The organism is Pseudomonas baetica, from assembly GCF_019733355.1.
Classification (GTDB): Bacteria; Pseudomonadota; Gammaproteobacteria; order Pseudomonadales; family Pseudomonadaceae; genus Aquipseudomonas; species Aquipseudomonas baetica_A.
Window position 1 is genome coordinate 148995 of record NZ_JAIHLQ010000010.1, and the last position, 17783, is coordinate 166777.

The 17783-nt window shown below is 59.4% G+C and carries 20 protein-coding genes; 13 read left to right on the forward strand and 7 right to left on the reverse strand.

Annotated features, from left to right (window positions below):
• The first annotated feature begins 6 nt into the window (after nt 1–6).
• From gmk to K5E40_RS11930, 5 genes are all read left to right on the forward strand, one after another.
• A complete protein-coding gene (gene gmk / locus K5E40_RS11910) occupies nt 7–627 on the forward strand; it encodes a guanylate kinase (protein ID WP_221730899.1) in 621 nt (206 codons plus the stop codon).
• A 167-nt stretch (nt 628–794) separates the two neighbouring features.
• Nucleotides 795–1058, forward strand: coding sequence for a DNA-directed RNA polymerase subunit omega (rpoZ, locus tag K5E40_RS11915; RefSeq protein WP_003177259.1), 264 nt, complete (start codon nt 795–797; stop codon nt 1056–1058).
• A gap of 57 nt (nt 1059–1115) precedes the next feature.
• A complete protein-coding gene (gene spoT / locus K5E40_RS11920) occupies nt 1116–3221 on the forward strand; it encodes a bifunctional GTP diphosphokinase/guanosine-3',5'-bis pyrophosphate 3'-pyrophosphohydrolase (RefSeq protein ID WP_007920338.1) in 2106 nt (701 codons plus the stop codon).
• Nucleotides 3222–3245: 24 nt separating this feature from the next.
• The gene (locus K5E40_RS11925) at nt 3246–3626 is read left to right on the forward strand and encodes a RidA family protein (RefSeq protein ID WP_221730900.1); all 381 of its coding nucleotides are present in this window, start codon (nt 3246–3248) and stop codon (nt 3624–3626) included.
• A 69-nt stretch (nt 3627–3695) separates the two neighbouring features.
• The gene (locus tag K5E40_RS11930) at nt 3696–4436 is read left to right on the forward strand and encodes a hypothetical protein (protein WP_221730901.1); all 741 of its coding nucleotides are present in this window, start codon (nt 3696–3698) and stop codon (nt 4434–4436) included.
• 141 nt (nt 4437–4577) lie between these two features.
• Here the strand turns inward: K5E40_RS11930 and K5E40_RS11935 are convergent, their stop codons facing one another.
• Entirely contained in the window at nt 4578–5435 is an 858-nt protein-coding gene (locus K5E40_RS11935) for an SDR family oxidoreductase (RefSeq protein WP_221730902.1), read from the reverse strand.
• Between the two features lie 188 nt (nt 5436–5623).
• Between K5E40_RS11935 and exbB the strand changes: the two genes are divergently transcribed.
• From exbB to K5E40_RS11965, 6 genes are all read left to right on the forward strand, one after another.
• Complete coding sequence (exbB, locus tag K5E40_RS11940; protein WP_221730903.1) at nt 5624–6616, forward strand: tonB-system energizer ExbB; 993 nt, start codon at nt 5624–5626, stop codon at nt 6614–6616.
• 6 nt (nt 6617–6622) lie between these two features.
• Nucleotides 6623–7051 carry a TonB system transport protein ExbD gene (gene exbD, locus K5E40_RS11945; protein ID WP_221730904.1) on the forward strand — a complete coding sequence of 143 codons (429 nt, stop codon included), beginning with the start codon at nt 6623–6625 and terminating at the stop codon, nt 7049–7051.
• Nucleotides 7048–7794, forward strand: coding sequence for an energy transducer TonB (locus K5E40_RS11950; RefSeq protein ID WP_221730905.1), 747 nt, complete (start codon nt 7048–7050; stop codon nt 7792–7794). The genes exbD and K5E40_RS11950 overlap by 4 nt, the downstream gene beginning before the upstream one ends.
• A 267-nt stretch (nt 7795–8061) precedes the next feature.
• Nucleotides 8062–8991: a hydrogen peroxide-inducible genes activator gene (locus K5E40_RS11955; RefSeq protein ID WP_201229284.1), complete on the forward strand. Its 930-nt coding sequence runs from the start codon at nt 8062–8064 to the stop codon at nt 8989–8991.
• A gap of 9 nt (nt 8992–9000) precedes the next feature.
• Complete coding sequence (gene recG / locus K5E40_RS11960; protein ID WP_221730906.1) at nt 9001–11076, forward strand: ATP-dependent DNA helicase RecG; 2076 nt, start codon at nt 9001–9003, stop codon at nt 11074–11076.
• 79 nt (nt 11077–11155) lie between these two features.
• Nucleotides 11156–12556, forward strand: coding sequence for an aminoacyl-tRNA deacylase and HDOD domain-containing protein (locus K5E40_RS11965; protein ID WP_221730907.1), 1401 nt, complete (start codon nt 11156–11158; stop codon nt 12554–12556).
• A gap of 97 nt (nt 12557–12653) precedes the next feature.
• Here K5E40_RS11965 and K5E40_RS11970 read toward each other — a convergent pair whose 3' ends face one another.
• Both K5E40_RS11970 and K5E40_RS11975 read right to left on the reverse strand, forming a co-directional pair.
• Nucleotides 12654–14009, reverse strand: coding sequence for a hypothetical protein (locus tag K5E40_RS11970; protein WP_221730908.1), 1356 nt, complete (start codon nt 14007–14009; stop codon nt 12654–12656).
• Between the two features lie 176 nt (nt 14010–14185).
• Nucleotides 14186–14569, reverse strand: coding sequence for an SCP2 sterol-binding domain-containing protein (locus tag K5E40_RS11975; protein ID WP_221730909.1), 384 nt, complete (start codon nt 14567–14569; stop codon nt 14186–14188).
• A gap of 231 nt (nt 14570–14800) precedes the next feature.
• Between K5E40_RS11975 and K5E40_RS11980 the strand changes: the two genes are divergently transcribed.
• Together K5E40_RS11980 and K5E40_RS11985 are read left to right on the forward strand one after the other, a co-directional pair.
• Nucleotides 14801–15418 (forward strand): hypothetical protein, encoded by a 618-nt coding sequence (locus K5E40_RS11980; RefSeq protein WP_221730910.1) that lies wholly within the window; start codon nt 14801–14803, stop codon nt 15416–15418.
• Between the two features lie 388 nt (nt 15419–15806).
• Entirely contained in the window at nt 15807–16178 is a 372-nt protein-coding gene (locus K5E40_RS11985; protein WP_221730911.1) for a DUF6124 family protein, read from the forward strand.
• A 114-nt stretch (nt 16179–16292) separates the two neighbouring features.
• On the opposite strand, the gene K5E40_RS11990 is transcribed toward K5E40_RS11985, so the two are convergent.
• From K5E40_RS11990 to K5E40_RS12005, 4 genes are all read right to left on the reverse strand, one after another.
• Entirely contained in the window at nt 16293–16454 is a 162-nt protein-coding gene (locus K5E40_RS11990) for a hypothetical protein (RefSeq protein ID WP_221730912.1), read from the reverse strand.
• Nucleotides 16435–16767, reverse strand: coding sequence for a hypothetical protein (locus K5E40_RS11995; protein WP_221730913.1), 333 nt, complete (start codon nt 16765–16767; stop codon nt 16435–16437). The genes K5E40_RS11990 and K5E40_RS11995 overlap by 20 nt, the downstream gene beginning before the upstream one ends.
• A complete protein-coding gene (locus tag K5E40_RS12000) occupies nt 16754–17155 on the reverse strand; it encodes a hypothetical protein (RefSeq protein ID WP_260455738.1) in 402 nt (133 codons plus the stop codon). Before K5E40_RS12000 ends, K5E40_RS11995 begins: the two co-directional genes overlap by 14 nt.
• A gap of 96 nt (nt 17156–17251) precedes the next feature.
• The gene (locus tag K5E40_RS12005) at nt 17252–17752 is read right to left on the reverse strand and encodes a hypothetical protein (RefSeq protein ID WP_221730915.1); all 501 of its coding nucleotides are present in this window, start codon (nt 17750–17752) and stop codon (nt 17252–17254) included.
• Nucleotides 17753–17783: the final 31 nt, after the last annotated feature.

The window sequence follows — 17783 nt, forward strand, 5'->3', positions numbered from 1 at the left end:
CCCGACATGACCCACAGCACTGGCACCCTTTACATCATTTCCGCGCCCTCGGGTGCGGGCAAGAGCAGCCTGGTCAAGGCGTTGACCGATGCCAATCCGGAGATTCGCGTATCGATCTCCCACACCACTCGCGCCATGCGCCCGGGTGAAGTGAATGGCGTGAACTACCACTTCGTCGAACGCAACGAGTTCGTGAAGATGATCGAGCACGGTGATTTTCTCGAGCGCGCCGAAGTCTTCGGCAATCTCTACGGCACCTCGCAAAGCCACCTGCAACAGACACTGGATGAAGGCCACGACCTGATTCTGGAAATCGACTGGCAAGGCGCCGAGCAAGTGCGCAAGTTGATGCCGCAGGCACGTTCGATCTTCATTTTGCCGCCATCGCTGCAGGCCCTGCACCAGCGCCTGACCAATCGTGGCCAGGACAGCGACGAAATCATTGACGGCCGCATGCGCGAAGCCGTTAGCGAGATGAGCCACTACGTCGACTACGACTACCTGATCATCAACGACGATTTTGCCCATGCTCTGGATGATTTGAAGGCAATTTTCCGTGCCAATCAGTTGATCCAGAAGCGTCAGCAGCAGCGTAACGGTAAATTGCTGGCCGAATTGCTCGGCTAAACAGCACTTCCCAAAACCGCTGCAAGCGCTTTACATTGGCACTTGCAGCGCGTTGAAGGGCTTGGTCAAAAAATCAGCGCTTCCCTAAACGCTGGTGATTTTTTAAACTGTTCAGTCCGCTCGCCCAACCGGGCAGCGCGCATATTGCATTCGCTCCGAGGAATACCATGGCCCGCGTAACCGTTGAAGACTGCCTAGAACACGTGGAAAACCGCTTTGAGCTGGTCATGCTCTCTACCAAGCGTGCCCGTCAACTGGCCACCGGCGGCAAAGAGCCCCTGGTCCAGTGGGAAAACGACAAGCCTACCGTTGTAGCCCTGCGTGAAATCGCTGAAGGCCTGATGAGCTACGAGTTCATCGCCAACGCTGAAATCGTTGAAGACGAACCGCTGTTCGCAGCGTTCGAGGACGAGTCCAACGAGGCCGTCTAAGCCTATGCCTGGTCGACGTAGCACGGCGCGGGGTCACAGCTTACGGCAGGAGTCATCATGCCGAGCATAGACGCCCTCGCCGATCGCTTATCGACCTACCTCGGCAACGACCAGGTCAACCTGGTCCGCCGAGCGTATTTCTACGCCGAACAAGCCCATGACGGCCAGCGCCGTCGCAGCGGCGAGGCGTACGTCACGCATCCTCTTGCGGTGGCGAACATTCTTGCCGACATGCACATGGACCATCAGAGTTTGATGGCCGCGATGCTGCATGACGTGATCGAAGACACCGGTATCGCTAAAGAAGCGCTGCAAGCGCAGTTCGGTGAAACCGTGGCCGAGCTGGTCGACGGGGTCAGCAAACTGACCCAGATGAACTTCGAGACCAAGGCCGAAGCCCAAGCGGAAAACTTCCAGAAAATGGCCATGGCCATGGCGCGCGACATTCGCGTGATCCTGGTCAAACTCGCCGATCGCCTGCACAACATGCGCACGCTGGAAGTGCTGTCCGGCGAAAAACGCCGGCGCATCGCCAAGGAAACCCTGGAAATCTACGCGCCCATCGCCAACCGGCTGGGCATGCATGCGATCCGCATCGAATTCGAAGACCTTGGCTTCAAAGCCATGCACCCGATGCGTTCCGCGCGGATCTACCAGGCAGTCAAACGCGCCCGGGGCAACCGCAAGGAAATCGTCAACAAGATCGAAGAGTCCCTTGGTCATTGCCTCGCTATCGATGGCATCCAGGGCGAAGTCAGCGGTCGCCAGAAACACCTCTACGGCATCTACAAGAAAATGCGCGGCAAGCGTCGGGCCTTCAACGAAATCATGGACGTCTATGCGTTCCGGATCATCGTCGACAAGGTCGATACCTGCTACCGCGTGCTAGGCGCTGTACATAATTTGTACAAACCGTTGCCAGGGCGCTTCAAGGATTACATCGCGATCCCCAAGGCCAATGGCTACCAATCGCTGCACACCACACTGTTCGGCATGCACGGCGTACCGATCGAGATTCAGATCCGCACCCGCGAAATGGAAGAGATGGCCAACAACGGCATCGCTGCCCATTGGCTGTACAAATCCAGCGGTGACGAACAACCGAAAGGCACTCACGCCCGCGCCCGTCAATGGGTCAAAGGCGTGCTGGAAATGCAGCAGCGTGCCGGTAACTCGCTGGAATTCATCGAGAGCGTGAAGATCGACCTGTTCCCGGACGAGGTCTACGTGTTCACGCCAAAAGGCCGGATCATGGAGCTGCCCAAAGGCTCCACGGCGGTCGACTTCGCTTACGCAGTGCACACCGACGTCGGCAACAGCTGCATCGCTTGCCGGATCAACCGCCGTCTCGCACCGCTGTCCGAACCGCTGCAAAGCGGCTCCACGGTCGAGATCGTCAGCGCTCCCGGCGCGCGTCCAAACCCGGCGTGGCTCAACTTCGTGGTCACCGGCAAGGCGCGCACGCACATTCGTCACGCGTTGAAACTGCAACGCCGCTCCGAATCCATCAGTCTCGGCGAACGCCTGCTGAACAAAGTCCTCAACGGTTTCGACAGTTCGCTGGAGAAGATCCCGGCCGAACGCGTCAAGGCGATGCTCACCGAGTACCGCCTCGAACTGATCGAAGACCTGCTTGAAGACATTGGCCTGGGCAACCGCATGGCCTATGTGGTCGCCCGCCGCCTGCTCGGCGAAGGCGAACAACTACCGAGCCCGGAAGGCCCGCTGGCGATTCGCGGCACCGAAGGCCTGGTACTCAGCTACGCCAAATGCTGCACGCCGATCCCGGGCGACCCGATTGTCGGGCACCTGTCGGCGGGCAAAGGCATGGTCGTGCACCTGGACAACTGCCGCAACATCAGCGAAATCAGGCACAACCCGGAAAAATGCATCCAGCTCTCGTGGGCCAAGGATGTCACCGGCGAATTCAACGTCGAACTGCGCGTCGAGCTGGAACACCAGCGCGGCCTGATCGCCCTGCTCGCCAGCAGCGTCAACGCGGCCGACGGCAATATCGAGAAAATCAGCATGGACGAACGCGATGGTCGCATCAGCGTCGTCCAGTTGGTGGTCAGCGTCCACGACCGTGTGCACCTGGCCCGCGTGATCAAGAAACTGCGCGCCTTGACCGGGGTGATCCGCATCACCCGCATGCGTGCATAACTCAACCATTACAAGGAGTCATACATGACCAAGACTGTTATCACCAGCGACAAGGCCCCGGCCGCCATCGGCACTTACTCCCAGGCGATCAAGGCTGGCAACACGGTCTACATGTCGGGCCAGATTCCTCTGGACCCAAAAACCATGGAACTGGTTGAAGGCTTCGAAGCCCAGACCGTTCAGGTGTTCGAGAACCTCAAAGCCGTTGCCGAAGCCGCCGGCGGTACGTTCAAGGACATCGTCAAACTGAACATCTTCCTCACCGACCTGAGCCACTTCGCCAAGGTCAACGAGATCATGGGCAAGTACTTCGACCAGCCATACCCGGCCCGCGCCGCCATCGGCGTTGCTGCCCTGCCGAAAGGCTCGCAGGTTGAAATGGATGCCATTCTGGTCATCGAGTGATGCGCATGGCGCGGCCTTCATACGCCGCGCCGACTGCCCAGCAAGAAAAGGTTTTGAAAGGATTCCACCATGCGCAAAGCGCTAGCTCTCCCGTTGCTCGCCATTTTCCTCGGCGGCTGCGCCAGCAACCCTGCCGACCGTGACATCAGCGGCACCTGGATCAACCAGGTGGCGATCGATGCCGCAGCCAAGGGCGCCCCCCTGCGCGAGGCGCTTCAGGCTTACGGCCCGAACCTGGAGTGGGACGTCAACACCAAGGCCGGTCAGGCCCGCTACACCAACGGTTTTGAGAATGTCGAAGGACGGCTGCTGGGCGAACAGTCCGGCGCCTGGAAAGTCGACTTCTATGGCAGCTCCGCCAGCGAGCTGAAGCGCGACGGCAGCCAACTGGAACAGGCCGCGAGCGAAAACGAACCGGAACAGGTTTTCGACCGTGCACAGATTCCCGTGCCGGAAGGCGCGCCGATCGGTGCCAGCTTCGAACGCGCGCTGTATTCCGCCTACATGGGCGGCAACTGGACAATCGTCAGTGGCCAGGGCGAAGGCAGCACGGTGCAATTCCAGGCTGACGGTCAGGTCTCGGGCCTGCCTGGCGCCGACCGCTACGCCTTGTGCCTGGCAGGTGACTGCGCGTCGATGAGCAGCACCAATGACAACATGTGGCTGCAGCTCAACGGTCAGGGCAATGCCTATATCTTTGCGCGCAAGGGCAAGGAACTGGAGATCTTCCAGGCGGTGAACACGGCACTGGCGGATGAAATGCCGCAGTACACGCCGGGCGAGCGCAAGTGGTTGCTCGAGAAGCAGTAAGCACGCGCTGAGAACAGCACATAAACCTGCGGGAGCGGGCTTGCTCGCGAAAGCGGTGGATCAGTCGACATTAAAGTTGCCTGACACTCCCTCTTCGCGAGCAAGCCCGCTCCCACAGTTGTTTTCAGGGGTGCCTGGGAGTCAGCATTTTCCCTCGAGGATCGCTGCGTAGCCTTCGCGATAAGTTGAATACTTCGGCACCCAACCCAACGCTTTAGCCCGCGCATTGCTGCAACGCTTGCTGCCGGTACGCCGCACGCTGGCGTCCTCCGCCCACTCGGTCACACCGAGATACTCGCGCAACCAACCTACCACTTCGGCCAGCGGCGCCGGCGCATCATCGACACCGATGTAAAACGGATCCAGCGCCACACCGCGGCGATCCGCCTCCAGCAAAAACGCCAACAATCCCGCCGCATCATCGGCATGAATGCGATTGCCGTACAGCGGCGGCTCGACGGCCACACGATAACCGCGCCGCACTTGGGTCAGCAGCCATTCACGGCCCGGACCATAGATGCCGGTCAGCCGCAAGACGCTCGCCGGGATGCCACTGTTGAGCGCCACCTGCTCCGCCTCCAGCATCAATCGACCTGAATAACCAGTGGCGACGGTCTCGGAAGTCTCATCCACCCACTCTCCGTCCAGCTGCCCATAAACGCTGCTGCTGGACACAAAGATCAGTCGATCAGGCACCTGCCCATAGTCGTCCAGCCAGCTCAGCACGTTCTGCAAACCCTGCACATAAGCCGCGCGATAGCCGGCCTCGTCGTGATCGGTCGCCGCTGCGCAATACACCAGGTAATCCACAGCGCCCACTGGCCAGGTCGCCGGGCAGTCTTCATTGAACAAGTCGCCGGCAACACCGATGACACCGTCCGGCAAACGCGAGACATCACGGCGCAGGCCATGAACCTCCCACCCAGCGGTCAACAGTTGCGTGGCAAGACGACTGCCGACATCACCACAACCGGCAATCAAAACAGAAGGCGCGGACATCAAAAAACTCCCATCGGAAAGGGACAGACTAGCCTTGGCACGAGACAAGCGGCTAGCAATCAAGGAAAAAAAGATACTCTATTACTTTTGTTAACAAGAATTAATTGCAATAATGCACGCCACTTTTGTTCTCGGCCTCACGAGGCCTGGAAGAGCAACAACGTTTTTCTATCTCAGGTCCGGCCAGCATGACACGTAATCAAATCCCCGCTTCGCCAACCACACGACCTCGCGCCTGGAGTGCGGTTGCAGCTCTGCTGCTCAGCCTGATGCTGGCGCCGGTTGCAGCCTTTGCTGACGCCACTGCCCCCGCTGCCAACCAATCGGCCGCCACCACTCCACAGGACGTGCCGAGAAATCCAGACGGCAGCGTCGACACCTCTTCACTGCCGCCAGAAGTACAAGCGTCCCTGGCCAAGTTCGGTGAACTGGCAAAGCAGGTCGACCCGCAACAACTGGAAGCCGACAACTCCCTGGGCATGGCCCACGACCTGTCGCCATGGGGCATGTACCAGAACGCCGACATTATCGTGAAAATCGTGATGATCGGTCTGGCCATTGCTTCGATCATTACCTGGACCATCTGGATCGCCAAAGGCTTTGAGCTGATGGGTGCCAAGCGTCGTCTGCGTGGTGAAATCGCTCAACTGAAAAAATCCGCCACCCTTAAAGAAGCCAGCACCACTGCGGCGAAGGAAGGCACCCTCGCCAATCTGCTGGTTCACGACGCCCTTGAAGAGATGCGCCTGTCGACCAACAGCCGCGAGAAAGAAGGCATCAAGGAACGCGTCAGCTTCCGTCTCGAGCGCCTGGTAGCTGCCTGCGGTCGCAACATGAGCAGCGGCACCGGCGTGCTGGCCACCATCGGTTCCACCGCGCCGTTTGTCGGCCTGTTCGGCACCGTGTGGGGCATCATGAACAGCTTCATCGGCATCGCCAAAACCCAAACCACCAACCTCGCCGTCGTGGCACCCGGTATCGCTGAAGCACTGCTGGCTACCGCGCTCGGTCTGGTTGCCGCGATTCCAGCGGTCGTCATCTATAACGTGTTCGCCCGATCCATCGCCGGTTACAAGGCGCAGGTGTCCGATGCGTCGGCACAGGTGCTGCTGCTGGTCAGCCGTGACCTCGATCACCAGCCTGAGCGCAGCTCGCAACCGCACATGGTGAAAGTGGGGTAATCGGCCATGGGCCTGCATTTGAAAGAAGGCGCAGACGACGATCTGGCCGAGAACCACGAAATCAACGTCACGCCGTTCATCGACGTGATGCTGGTGCTGTTGATCATCTTCATGGTGGCCGCGCCGTTAGCCACCGTGGACATCAAAGTCGACCTGCCTGCCTCGACCGCCAAACCGGCGCCGCGGCCAGAGAAACCGGTGTTCCTCAGTGTAAAAGCTGACCAGCGCCTGTTCCTCGGCGAGGACGAAGTGACGCCCGAAGCCCTCGGCGCCACCCTCGACGCCCGGACCAAAGGCAAAAAAGACACCACCATTTTCTTCCAGGCTGACAAAGGCGTGGATTACGGCGACCTGATGAGCGTGATGGACAACCTGCGCGCCGCCGGTTACCTGAAAGTGGGTCTGGTCGGCCTCGAGAGCGCAGTCAAGAAATGATCACGACGCGCCATAAACTGACGCGTTACGGCGCCAGCCTCGCCGTGGTGCTGGGCGTTCATGCGCTGGCCATCGCGCTGGCACTGAACTGGACTGCCCGCCCGCCCATCGAATTGCCACCGCAGGCAATGATGGTCGAGCTGGCACCGGTCCCAGCCCCGCCACCGCCGGCTCCGCCGAAAGTCGTCACACCGCCGCAGCCACCGGCTCCGGTTGAAGAGTTGCCGATTCCGAAACTGGCTGAAGCGCCAAAAGCCGAAATTGCGGTGCAAAAGCCCAAACCGAAACCAAAGCCGAAACCGCCGAAACCGGTCGAGAAGAAGCTGCCCGATCCACCCAAGGAAAAGCCTTCCGAGGAAAAACCGGCCGACACGCCACCGCCCCCCGCACCGACGGAGAAAACCGCCCAACCTGCACCGGGCCCGTCGCCCGCCCAAATGGCCGCCAAGGCCAGTTGGCAAAGCTCTCTGCTCGCGCATTTGTCCAAGTACAAGAAGTACCCGGACAGCGCCCGGGCACGCAACAAGACCGGGACTAACCGTCTGCGTTTTGTGGTCGATGGCGAAGGCAACGTGCTGTCGTTCGAACTGGTGGGCCGTTCCGGCAACGCCGATCTGGACCGGGCCACCCTGGAAATGATCCGCCGCGCCCAACCGCTGCCCAAGCCACCGGCCGACATGTTGAACAATGGCTCGATCGAAATTGTTGCGCCGTTTGTTTACTCACTTGAGAAACGCCGCTGATCCAGTGTGGGAGCGGGCTTGCTCGCGAAGGCGTCGTGTCAGTCGATATAAATCTATCTGACACACCGTATTCGCGAGCAAGCCCGCTCCCACAAGGGTTATGCGTCGCCCCCTGGATCCGAAATAAAGGCACCGAAAGGTGCCTTTTGCCTATCTGCCAGCGGCAAACCCCACATTGCCTGGTGTCGCACGCCGCCCTCAGTCTGATAACGTGCGTCTATCGATCGCAGCCGGTATGCTTGGCCCGCATCTTCATGGACGCTTGCTATGACCCTCACAGAATTACGCTACATCGTTACCCTCGCCCAAGAGCAGCACTTCGGCCACGCGGCCGAGCGTTGCCACGTCAGCCAGCCGACCCTTTCGGTGGGCGTGAAAAAGCTTGAAGACGAACTCGGTGTGCTGATTTTCGAGCGCAGCAAAAGCGCCGTGCGCCTGACCCCGGTCGGCGAAGGCATCGTCGCCCAGGCGCAGAAAGTGCTTGAGCAGGCCCAAGGCATTCGCGAACTGGCCCAGGCCGGCAAAAACCAGCTGACCGCCCCACTCAAAGTCGGCGCGATCTACACCGTCGGCCCGTACCTGTTCCCACACCTGATTCCACAACTGCACCGGGTCGCCCCGCAGATGCCGTTGTACATCGAAGAAAACTTCACCCACGTGCTGCGCGACAAACTGCGCAACGGCGAGCTCGACGCGATCATCATCGCCCTGCCGTTCAACGAAGCCGACGTGCTGACCCTGCAACTCTACGACGAGCCGTTCTACGTCCTGATGCCGGCACAGCACCCGTGGACGCAAAAAGAAACCATCGACGCCGGCCTGCTCAACGACAAGAGCCTGCTGCTGCTCGGCGAAGGCCACTGCTTCCGTGATCAAGTCCTCGAAGCCTGCCCGACCCTGACCAAGGGCAACGATGGCGCCAAGCACACCACGGTCGAATCCAGTTCGCTGGAAACCATTCGCCACATGGTCGCGTCGGGGCTGGGCATCTCGATCCTGCCGCTGTCGGCAGTCGACAGCCACCACTACGCCCCGGGCGTGATCGAAGTGCGGCCGCTGTCGCCGCCGGTGCCCTTCCGCACCGTAGCGATTGCCTGGCGCGCGAGCTTCCCGCGCCCGAAAGCCATCGAGATCCTCGCCGACTCCATTCGCCTGTGCTCGGTGGCCAAGCCAGCGGCACCGGTTACAGCCGGTTAAGCGAGCGTCATGACGGAGCTGTCGCAAGTGTCGGTGACGGCACTCAAGGGTGTCGGCGAAGCCATGGCCGAGAAACTGGCCAAGGTCGGTCTGGAGAACCTCCAGGACGTGCTGTTCCACCTGCCGTTGCGCTATCAGGATCGCACCCGCGTGGTGCCGATCGGCCACTTGCGGCCGGGACAGGACGCCGTGGTCGAAGGCACCGTCAGCGGCGCCGATGTGGTCATGGGCCGGCGCCGCAGCCTCGTCGTGCGCTTGCAGGACGGCACCGGCGGCCTCAGCCTGCGCTTCTACCATTTCAGCAACGCGCAAAAAGAAGGCCTCAAGCGCGGCACGCGGATTCGCTGCTACGGCGAAGCCCGGCCCGGCGCCTCGGGGCTGGAAATCTACCACCCCGAATACCGCGCCATCACTGGCGACGAGCCGCCGCCGGTGGATGAAACCCTGACCCCGGTGTATCCGCTCACCGAAGGCCTGACCCAAGCGCGCCTGCGCCAGTTGTGCATGCAGACCCTGACCCTGCTCAAGCCCAGCACCCTGCCCGACTGGCTGCCGACCGAACTCGCTCGCGACTATCAACTGGCACCGTTGGCCGATGCGATCCGCTACCTGCACAACCCACCGGCTGATGCCGACGTCGATGAACTCGCCCTCGGTCATCACTGGGCCCAACATCGTCTGGCCTTCGAAGAACTGCTGACCCATCAACTGTCTCAGCAGCGTCTGCGCGAGAGCATGCGCTCCCTGCGTGCGCCGGCGATGCCCAAAGCCACAAAACTGCCGCCCAAATACCTGGCCAACCTCGGTTTCAGCCCGACCGGCGCCCAGCAACGGGTGGGCAACGAAATCGCCTACGACCTCAGTCAGCACGAACCGATGCTGCGGCTGATTCAGGGCGACGTTGGCGCGGGTAAAACCGTGGTCGCTGCCCTCGCCGCGCTGCAAGCGCTGGAGGCCGGTTTTCAAGTCGCCCTGATGGCGCCCACCGAAATCCTCGCCGAACAACACTTCATCACCTTCAAGCGCTGGCTCGAACCGCTGGGCATTGAAGTCGCTTGGCTGGCCGGCAAGCTCAAGGGCAAGAACCGCGTCGCCGCGCTGGAGCAGATCGCCAGCGGCACGCCAATGGTGGTCGGCACTCACGCGCTGTTCCAGGACGAAGTGCAGTTCAAGAACCTCGCGCTGGTGATCATCGACGAACAGCACCGATTCGGCGTGCAGCAACGGCTGGCACTGCGGCAAAAAGGCGTCGGCGGGCGCATGTGCCCGCATCAACTGATCATGACCGCCACACCGATTCCACGCACGCTGGCGATGAGCGCTTACGCCGACCTCGACACCTCGATCCTCGACGAACTGCCGCCCGGCCGCACCCCGGTCAACACCGTGCTGGTGACTGATACGCGCCGCGTCGAAGTCATCGAACGGGTGCGCGGTGCTTGCGCCGAAGGACGTCAGGCCTATTGGGTGTGTACGCTGATCGAAGAGTCCGAAGAGCTGACCTGTCAGGCTGCCGAAACCACGTTTGAAGACCTCACCCTCGCCCTCGGCGAGCTGAAAGTCGGGCTGATTCACGGGCGTATGAAACCCGCCGAGAAAGCCGCCGTCATGGCTGAATTCAAGGCCGGCAACCTGCAACTGCTGGTCGCCACCACGGTGATCGAAGTCGGCGTCGACGTGCCCAACGCCAGCCTGATGATCATCGAAAACCCCGAACGCCTCGGCCTCGCGCAGTTGCACCAACTGCGCGGCCGCGTCGGTCGTGGCAGCGCGGCCAGCCATTGCGTGCTGCTCTACCATCCGCCGCTGTCACAGATCGGTCGCCAGCGACTGGGCATCATGCGCGAGACCAACGACGGTTTCGTCATCGCCGAAAAAGACCTCGAACTGCGCGGCCCCGGCGAAATGCTCGGCACCCGCCAAACCGGCCTGCTGCAATTCAAGGTCGCCGACCTGATGCGCGACGCCGACCTGCTGCCCGCCGTGCGCGACGCCGCACAAGCCTTGCTGGAACGCTGGCCGACCCACGTCAGCCCCTTGCTCGACCGTTGGCTGCGTCATGGGCAGCAATACGGCCAAGTGTGAGCACCGTCGCAGTTTCTGACAGATCGTTCTGACCAAGCTGGTTATACTCCTGCCATTGTTTCAAAAACGGATACAGATCATGACCGAAGCCGCTCTCGCCCCCGAATCCCCGCACGCGCCGTCTGTCATTCGGCTGCTGCTAGGCAAGCTGGGCATCGCCTACGAAGAAGTGCTCGACCACCACGGCCTCAATGCATCGCGCAAGGTACAAGCCGTGTTGCTGGACGACGCCGTCGGCGCGCTGATGGTGCTGTTTCCGCAGAGCCAATTGCTGGACCTCAATCGCCTCGCCGAACTGACGGGCCGGCGCCTGACCGCCGTGTCCACCGAGCGCCTGGAAAAGATGCTCGGCAAGCACAGCCTAAGCCTGCTGCCGGGCCTGCCGGCGCTGACCAGTTCGCCGTGCCTCTACGAAGAAAGCCTGCTGCGTGAGCCAAAGCTGCTGATCAACTCCGGCGAGCCGGGCCTGCTGCTGGAAATCACCAGCGAAGCCTTCAAGACCATGCTGACCAAGGCCAGCGCCGCCAACTTCGGCGAAGCCCTGAGCAGCATCCGCCCGAACCTCGACCGCCCGGACGATGACCGCGAGGAAATTACCCAGGCCGTGCAGGCGTTCACCGCGCGGCGCATCCAGCAACGTCTGGAAGCGACCATCGAGATTCCGCCGCTGGCCGAAACAGCACAGAAAATAATCAAACTGCGCGTCGACCCCAACGCCACCATCGACGACATCACCGGCGTGGTCGAAACCGACCCGGCGCTGGCCGCGCAAGTGGTGAGCTGGGCAGCGTCGCCGTACTACGCTTCGCCGGGCAAGATTCGTTCGGTGGAAGACGCGATCGTCCGTGTGCTCGGCTTCGACCTGGTGATCAACCTCGCGCTGGGCCTGGCCCTCGGCAAGACCCTCAGCCTGCCCAAAGACCACCCGCAGCACACCACGCCGTACTGGCAGCAGTCGATCTACACCGCCGCCGTCATCGAAGGCCTGACCCGCGCCATGCCGCGCGCCCAGCGCCCGGAGGCCGGTCTGACGTATCTGGCCGGTCTGCTGCACAACTTCGGTTACTTGCTGCTGGCCCACGTATTCCCGCCGCACTTCTCGCTGATCTGCCGCCACCTGGAGGTCAACCCGCACCTGTGCCACAGCTATGTCGAGCAACACCTGCTGGGCATCAGCCGCGAACAGATCGGCTCGTGGCTGATGCGCTACTGGGACATGCCGGACGAACTGGCCACCGCCCTGCGCTTCCAGCACGACCCAAGCTACGACGGCGCCTACGCCGAATACCCGAACCTCGTGTGCCTGGCCGTGCGCCTGCTCCGCAGCCGTGGCATCGGTTCCGGCCCGGATGAAGACATCCCCGACGCCCTGCTCGAACGCGTCGGCCTGACCCGCGATAAAGCCAACGACGTCGTCAGCAAAGTGCTTGAAGCTGAAGTTCTGCTGCGCGAACTGGCCTCGCAGTTCAGCCAGGCCTAAACGCATTGCGGGCAAGCCCACTCCCACAAGATCTACGCGATCCCTGTGGGAGCGGGCTTGCCCGCGATGAATGCAACTTGACCTGACTGCCGACCCTTCACCCCAGATATCGAGTTATCCAACCACCTTGGGTTGAACCCTGTCTGGATACCACTTCACCGCATACAACAATCCGACCGTCTGCGGTGATTGCCATATCTCTGGCCACTTCCAATCCGTCCCGATCATCGAACACCACCCAACCTTGTTTGTTGAATGTCAGATCCAGTTCCCCAGTCAGTAAGTAACGCGCACTGATCGAAAATGTGTGATCGGTCACAAATTCGCTCCCCCCGGTTCCCGACAGAATCAAACGACCGCCCCCCTCTGAGCCAAACGCACAACGGCTCCACTGCTGGCCCATGTCCATCAATTTGGAATACAAGGGCTTCCCTTGGTTAAACACCAAGTTGTATGCACCGTCACGGTTCAATACCAAAATTGCTCCCACCCCTGTATGAACAGTTTCAAATAGCCCGCCGACGAGGGCGATCAAGCCATCTTTCTCCCTTACCGCAATGCTGTAAATCGACAAGAGATATCCCGGGTTTGGCAACATCAAGGTCGAAAACTGCACGTCTTGTTTTCCATCCGCGTTAAAGCGTGTGACGTACCAGCCGGGATCGCCATGAGTACGATATTCACCAAATACGACTAGTTGGCCATCTAGCTGGGCGGCCAAGCCTCTACCGTAATTTTCGATGACCCCTTCTAGTTGGACGAAAGCACTACCGGTTTCGTTAAACGACTTATCGAACGTGCCATCCGGATTTAACCGAACGACCAAGCCCTTGAGTTCACCGACAGAATAATCAGCCGCCGAGGTCATCAAGACGATCTTGCCATCCGTTTGCTCAACTGCCGTAGTTGGAGATGGACTACTGAACCTGAGCTCTTTGAGGCCATCGCCTGCGGCTCTTCGTTCGGCGATTCTCGCTTGGATTCCAAGCACTTGCTCAGGTGTTCCGCCACTCAGAGGATCGAAAAAAACAACTCCGCCCTCACCAAAGCGTTCGTCAAGACGACCATCCTTTAACAGGCGAACGACTGCATCTGCGAGATTCTCTTCGCTCTGGTACTGACAAGTAATCAGCACCCCGTAATCCGCTAACAGACTAATGCCGTAAATGAAGTTAACGTGCGTACCGGGAAGAGATATCTCGGTAAAACCTTGCTGGTTTTGACCAAACCCCGTCCCTGAATCAAGCTCCCCGGTAGCGGTCAACCGAACTACCACAAAACTGGCAGGCCTCCCGGACGAGCGACTCACTGCAAACAACTTGCCGTCAGGCAACGAAATGACCGCTTGCGGGGCCTTAGCAGAAAATTCGGGGAAGCCCCAATTGAGCACGCCGTCATTGGCAAAGGAGGGATCGAGCGTGCCTGCCTGGGTGGTACATGTGGATTGAGCCATGTGGGTGCTCCAGCAAGTTTCGGGAAGTCCCGCGCTACGAGACTCTAACTTGAGTAGAACACTGCCAATGGCGCGTCCACACCTGATAGAAATGACAGTTCGACTGTCTTTGAAAGCCAAAACACCCACGCCAGAGGCCAAGGCTGAGAACCGCAAAGCTCCCCTCGCGCCAACAATCAAGCCTTCGGCTTGGCCTTTCTCGGCTTCAAATACTTGGTCAGCCCCTGAAACCACATCACCAGCGCCGGGTTGCCTTTGATCTGGATCGACTTGTCCTGAATCCCCTGCATGAACGCCAATTGCTTGTTCTTCGCCTGCATCGTGGCAAAGCCATATGCCGCATCTTTGAAGGCAATCGCAAACGCAGGCTCGGCATACGTGCCGGACTTGCTGGTGATCCGCTGATCCTTCACCACGAAATGCCGCGCCACTTTCCCGTCCAGGGTCTGTAGCTGAAACACCAATGCCTTGTCACCCAACTGCTGCTGGAACGCAGGATTTGTCCGACTGGCCTTACCCATCAACAGACCCAGCATCCACAGAAGAAAACGAAATTTCATGCGCACAGCCTCAAAAGGAAAATGAACGGCCGGCGCAGTTTAAGGGATTCGGAAAGATTCGCCACTATCGCCGATGGTTAGAAGACGATGCCGCGCTTTTCTCGCATGATGACTGCCAAGTCACGCCATCTCGCCAGGCAACTACCTGCGCTGGTTTTGTGTGCTATACCCACAATCGTGCCGTTTGGGTCATCCCCCCAGTTTTCCAACCAATCGAAAAAGGAAGATTCGATGAATTTGGACATTCCGCTTGATCAAGTAACGTGGCTCAACACCAATGTCATAGATCTTCAAAGTCTGGGTGGCGTCTGTCATGCCATGTCGACTGAGTGGGTTCTTACCACATTGCAAAATCAACCTTGGGATATCGAGACTGCGTATTTGCGTGGGGTGTCTCACCAAAGGGCCTATGCCCTCAGATGGGAATATGCACTCAGAGGCAATTGGGGTGGTGCCCAATATGCCCAGTATCTGCAGATTGCCGCATCCCCCACCCAAAGATTTATCGAAGACCCGGCGCGACGCCAAGGACGGCCGTTTCATGCCCATCACGTTCATAGCCTCATTCAAATGGCCCCTCACCTTGCATTAGCTGCGGGCAGCGGCGCGGTCATCGTTATGTTTGGCTCCGATGCCAACCAACCCGCCACCGCACAGAACTGGGGGCACACTGTCGCCATGGTGCGTACTGGAGCTGGGATCTATCAATTTCTTGATGTTAACGAGGGTCGGTATAGCTGGCAGGCTGGTGCCACCAACGCCGTGGTCGCACAAGAAGTAAGGCAGAAGCTACGCGATTGCTACTGGGGTTGGGGCATCCGGGATATCTATATATTTAAGGTCGGCTAATAACCTCGGTCCTACACCTGCCGACACACATTTCTGTAGGAGCCGCCGAAGGCTGCGATCTTTTGATCTTCCACCCCGCAAACCTATGGGAAATTTCCTGCAAAGCGCCGGGGTGTTCATGAACTAGGCGAGTTGGTGCGATGTGGATAGGCTCTGTGTGTCGCCTCAAAATCGGCGATACGGACGTGCAAGTCCGGCGGGAGTACACATTGGTTATGGCAATTCGCCGAGCGTTTTCCTATGCTCGCGGATCGTTATGGCTGCTGTGTATGGGAGACCTTCGGGTCTGCCGGGTTACTCCACCGGTCTTGCACACCTATGCACAGCTGCCACCACTTTCGAAGTGCGAGCGAAACGGTGTCGGCTTCTTTAACTGGAGTAAGACCGAATGATCAAACCAACACCCAATCCCCCAAAAAACCCAGACGTTTCGCCCTACGAATCTCTGGAATCAAAGAAATTCCACGAAGCCGCCGAGCGCGCCCTCGATCACCATTTCAAACCCGCCGTCGAACCACGACCAAAACGCCAGGGCGGCCTCTTCAGCCTCTCCCCCGGAACCGACGCCGAAGCCCTCATGGCCAACGCCTCCGAAGACCTTCTGTCCATCAGCGTCATTTCCGCCGACCTGGCCGACGACCTCGAAGGCTCACGCCGCTCAGTCGCGCTGGCACTGAGCAGAATGTCGGACGGCGTGAGATTGATGGTCGAAGGCATGCTCGACCACATTGAAGTGCGCAGTACGCCGACCAAGCCGTGAAGCGATTTGCGGATGCAGAAAGGGGACGTTAAGTCCCCTTTCTGCAATTGCCTGCAAAAATCCAGACACAAAAAAGCTGCCAATCAGGGCAGCTTTTTTGAGAATCAAAAACCTTCAACCGGCCAGTCGACCGACAGGCTCGAAATCACAGCCGTTGGACAGAGCAACATCCAGAAAGCGGCTGCGCTTACCGGAACGCTTGGCCAAAGCTTCACGAGCTTCAGCCTGGAACCGGGCAGCCATCATAGGCTTGGGTTCATGTTTGGACTTTTTCATGGAAACCTCTCGCTATTTCTTCACCGTTCTCACCTATGACTACGCCGTACTCCACCGGGGTCGCCAACAACGCTTTCTTATCGGGACTAAGCCATTCGGGATAGGCCTGAGTACCAATGCCGGCATGGAAGAGCGTAAACGTCTTTCCATTCGCCGTGAACCAGGCAGTGGCAGACTCCACCACAGGTGAAGTCCACTTTTTTGCCTGTAACGTCACGGTGTGCCCGTCGATACCGACTATTGGTGGCTCTTCGGCAAAGGCACTGGCGGTGGCAAACAGGCTGCCGATCAACACCCACTTAAGGCTGGCCATATTCAATCCTTTTCACTGCAGGGCTCTCCGATTGCAGTTGTCTTTTGCTAACGCCATACGCCTCAATCAGTGCTTCTCGCGAACCCTTCGAGCCAAATGAGCGCTGGTTATTATCGAAGCTGTACTGCTCCAATCGCCCCGCCGTCGAGTAATAGCCGCGCCACTCCGGACAGGCACCGCAACCGCCGTAGCCGCCGATTGAAACAAGGCAGCCCTTGCTGCCTGTCACGCAATCCATTGCCACCACCACGTTGCTCAGCATCTTCGTCTTCGCACCGTCGGAGGTGAGTTGCGAAACCTTGCCGACATCACGCCGCAGCACCTTGCCGCCGATGTTGATCGTTTGGTCTGAGCAGACCGGGATGAGGTGGGTTTCTGCGTCATCCACCGTCACCGATCGGCAGGACGCATGGCGTAAGGCAAAAGCAGAAGCAGAAGCACACTCAGCACGGGCCGAATGAAAAAACGGTTCATCCCATCATCCTTATTCAAACGGCGGCGAGTCCGTGTCGGTTATCGTCAGCAATCGAAACTCGTTGTTCACAAACTCGTAGTAACGGTCGCGGTTAACGCTCTCCAGCGAATTGCCCTGTGCGTCTACTTCGCCATCAAGGGAAATCCCTGTGATGAAAATCAAGCGGCTGTCGGGTTGGTAGAGCATGGCGAACGTGCTGCCGTCGTAGGCATTCGGCAGCCCGCCAGCGACTTCACCGGTTTGTGCATCGAGCACTTCGGCGCAAATAGCACCGCCGCCACAACCCAACGGGTTAAGGATGTAATGGCCGGCGAAGTTGACCTTGCCTTTCAAGGCTTTTGATCGCGCACTGTCCATCACCGGATTACTGTTTTCCTGCGGCACCAGTGCATGGTGGGTGCCGGTGAAAACTGGTGTGACGGGGTAATCCTTGAAGTCGGGGTCGGCGGCGAATGCCAGTGAAGCGGCGACCAACAAGATGACGCTGAGTAAAACCGAAAATCCTTTCACGCTGTAACTCCATCTATGCGACATACCGTCG